The organism is Aestuariicoccus sp. MJ-SS9 (assembly GCF_032586235.1).
Taxonomy (GTDB): Bacteria; Pseudomonadota; Alphaproteobacteria; order Rhodobacterales; family Rhodobacteraceae; genus Aestuariicoccus.
Genome location: NZ_JAWHTD010000109.1, coordinates 1 through 2,529, shown reverse-complemented (window position 1 = coordinate 2,529; position 2,529 = coordinate 1). Strand labels below are relative to the sequence as shown.

At 61.6% G+C, this 2,529-nt stretch carries 3 protein-coding genes; 2 read left to right on the top strand and 1 reads right to left on the bottom strand.

Annotated features, from left to right (window positions below; genetic code table 11):
* Window positions 1–98: 98 nt before the first annotated feature.
* Window positions 99–626, bottom strand: a complete 528-nt coding sequence (locus RXV88_RS23420; RefSeq protein WP_316296145.1) for a DUF3768 domain-containing protein — start codon at window positions 624–626, stop codon at window positions 99–101.
* A gap of 196 nt (window positions 627–822) precedes the next feature.
* Here RXV88_RS23420 and RXV88_RS23415 point away from each other — a divergent pair, with 196 nt between their 5' ends.
* Both RXV88_RS23415 and RXV88_RS23410 read left to right on the top strand, forming a co-directional pair.
* Window positions 823–2,046, top strand: coding sequence for a type IV secretory system conjugative DNA transfer family protein (locus tag RXV88_RS23415; protein WP_316296144.1), 1,224 nt, complete (start codon window positions 823–825; stop codon window positions 2,044–2,046).
* A gap of 217 nt (window positions 2,047–2,263) precedes the next feature.
* Window positions 2,264–2,529: recombinase family protein (locus tag RXV88_RS23410; RefSeq protein ID WP_316296143.1), on the top strand; the 266-nt coding region annotated here is incomplete at its 3' end.

Here is a 2,529-nt window from a genome sequence, read left to right as displayed (position 1 = left end):
TTCATTGTTGGGAAGAGTGTCCCGACCGGGACAAAGGGGACGGCACAAAAGGGCTGGACCGCGCAGCCTGAGCGCAGATTCAGTGTCCCATTCGACCGTCAGTATTCGCTGGCCAGCATGATGGTCAGCACGCGATGGGTGACATCGCGATTGGCCGGGTCGGGAGACCGGGCGTTCAGCGCAAGGTCGAAGTAGTCGATCTTCCAGAAGATCTTCTGGTCTTTGACTTCGACCGCGCCGAAATCATGCTCGCCATGCGGATCGTTGTCCTCCGTGAAGGCATTGAAAGCGATCACGGCCTTCGCGGCATTCTGGACGAAGGTCTCGCCACGGGCCCGAACACCCTGGGTTACGACCACCGTAGCATGGTCGAGATCACCGTGGCGAACGAGATCGTTCAGGCGCCGGATCCACTGGGTCCGGAACTCCTCGTCGAGCTTCCAGTCGGGCAGACCGATCAGCCCGCAGGCGTCGCAGCAAAAGTCGTCGAAAATGTTCTGAAGTTCCCATTCACGCGAGGCCATGTTCCACTCGGCCCAGGCGTCGCGCCGGATCTCTCTGGACCCACAGGCGCCACAGGCCGGATAGGCGCCGACTTGCGCCGAGATATCGATATCGTTTCCCATTGCTGTCTCCTTCCGCAGGGTGGCCGTCCGAACCCGTTTCGGACGCACCCCTCGGCAGAAGACAGCTCCGGGCACCTTCCAGTCTGCACGTCGGACCCACAGTGTCATAGACCCGGTCATTCGCGAATTTTGCGAATACCAACTGAGCGTGTGACCGGGTCTATCCTGCCAAGCGTGACTGGCTGACAATGGTGGCGTGTTACAATCGCGGAGTCTCAAAACGATTCTCGGCCTGGCGCATCGCCACACCGGGGATTTTGCCTTTGGCCTGGCCGCGGTTGATCGGCGGCTGCATTGCTATGTCGTCGGGCAGACCGGCACCGGGAAATCGACCCTGCTGGCCAACATGGCGTCACAGGATGCGGCGCAGGGCACGGGGTTCTGTCTCATCGATCCGCATGGCGACCTGGCGCAGGACCTGGCACGGGAGATCGGCGAACGGGCCCTCTACTGGAACGTTGCCAATCCGTTGAGCCCGCTTGGCTACAACCCGGTGACCAGGACATCACCGGCCTTGCGGCCCCTGGTTGCCTCGGGGCTGATCGACACGCTCAAGAAGCAATGGGCCGACGCCTGGGGCGTGCGCATGGAACACCTGTTGCGCCAGGCCCTACTGGTTCTTCTCGACCAGCCCCGGGCGGACCTCTCCGATATCATGCGGCTGTTCCTGGAACGGGAGTATCGCACGGAAGCGCTCAGCCGTGTCACCGACCGGCAGCTTCTGCAATTCTGGCAGAAGGAATACCCGGCGATGAACTACAAGACCGCCGGTGACGGCATCGCACCGATCGCCAACAAGCTGGGCGCGTTTCTCTCGCACCCGGTGGTCCGGAAGGCGATCTGCGACCCGGCCGAGCCCCTGCGGTTGCGCAAACTGATGGATGATGGCCGCATCCTGATTATCAACCTCGCCAAGGGACGCCTCGGCAGTGACATCTCTGATGTCCTGGGCGGACTTCTGGTCTCGAGCCTGATCCACGCCGCTTTCACCCGCCAGAACCAATCAGAGGCCGACCGCCGTCCCTTCTTCCTCTACGTCGACGAGTTCCACAGCTTCACCTCTGAGAGCGTGGTCGACCTTCTTTCCGAGACCCGCAAGTACCGACTCGGCGTTATCCTGGCGCAACAGCACACGACCCAGGGATCCCCCGCGGTCTTCAATTCCGTCATGGGCAATGTCGGGACACTCATCACCTTCCGCATCGGCGCCGGGGACGCGCGAATCCTTTCCGCCCAGCTTGGCGGCGTCGACCCGCGTGACCTGATGAACATGCCGAACCACCGCGCCTTCGTGCGCATGATGATCGATGGCGCACCCTGCCGGGCATTCTCGATGACGACATTGCCGAGGTTGGTTCGCGCGACACCAGCAGCGCCCGGTCTACCTGCGCGCGCTCACTCCGGTACGCTGGTGTCATGACCAAACCTGAACCGCAAATGGACCCGCATCTCGAACGGCACCTGGCACTCTGCAAACGGGTGTATCTGCGCATGCTGTCCGACGGCACCTGGCCCTGGAAGGCGGACGCGGATTCGTCAAATTCCGAGGATCTGGTAGAGTCAGGGAGTAATCCCCATGAAATATGAAAGAATGTTTTGGCTATATCCGCGTCAGCACCCAGAAGCAGGGCGAAGGGGTGTCGCTTGACGCGCAGAAAGACGCCATCCAGGGCTTTGCTCAGCGCCAATCTCTGACCGTCATCAAGTGGTTCGAAGAGAAGCAGACCGCGGCTAAGGGCGGTCGTCCGGTTTTCAACCAGATGCTCTCACAACTGCGCCGTGGCCGAGCGCAGGGCGTCATCATCCACAAGATCGACCGCTCCGCCCGCAACCTGCGCGACTGGGCGATGTTCAGCGAACTGCCCGACATCGGTATCGATGTCTACATCGCCACCGAAAGCCT

Bases quoted from the DNA above. Each gene is read 5' to 3' on its own strand.
- RXV88_RS23420 (WP_316296145.1), bottom strand. From the start codon at position 626: ATGGGAAACGATATCGATATCTCGGCGCAAGTCGGCGCCTATCCGGCC.